Source organism: Burkholderia sp. SIMBA_062, from assembly GCF_046534765.1.
Taxonomy (GTDB): domain Bacteria; phylum Pseudomonadota; class Gammaproteobacteria; order Burkholderiales; family Burkholderiaceae; genus Burkholderia; species Burkholderia ambifaria.
The window spans coordinates 1-261 of sequence record NZ_JAWRYD010000361.1 but is presented as its reverse complement, the minus strand read 5'-3'; the positions used below and the strand labels follow the sequence as shown (position 1 = coordinate 261).

The 261-nt window shown below is 63.2% G+C and carries 1 protein-coding gene; it reads right to left on the bottom strand.

The window, feature by feature from the left end; all coding sequences use genetic code 11:
* Positions 1-136 precede the first annotated feature (136 nt).
* On the bottom strand, positions 137-250 hold the full coding sequence (locus SB786_RS36690) for a S49 family peptidase (RefSeq protein ID WP_410731646.1): 114 nt from the start codon (positions 248-250) through the stop codon (positions 137-139).
* Between the last annotated feature and the right edge of the window lie 11 nt (positions 251-261).

Here is a 261-nt window from a genome sequence, read left to right as displayed (position 1 = left end):
GAGGGTGAACAGGCGTTTCGATCGTATCGGCGAGACCTCGCGCGGGGCAGTCGGCCAGATGGCTTAGGCGCGGCGCTGTCGGTGCGCGCTGTCAGCGAGTGATGTCAGCGATGAATGTCAGCGGCGGTTGCCAGCATCAGCCGACGGACGCAGCGCACGCCTTCTTCACGGCATCATCGAAGTCACCCAGCGCATCAACCAGACCATTGGCTTTCGCATCGCTGCCGGTCCAGCCGTGGCCCTGTGCAATGGCATCAATCT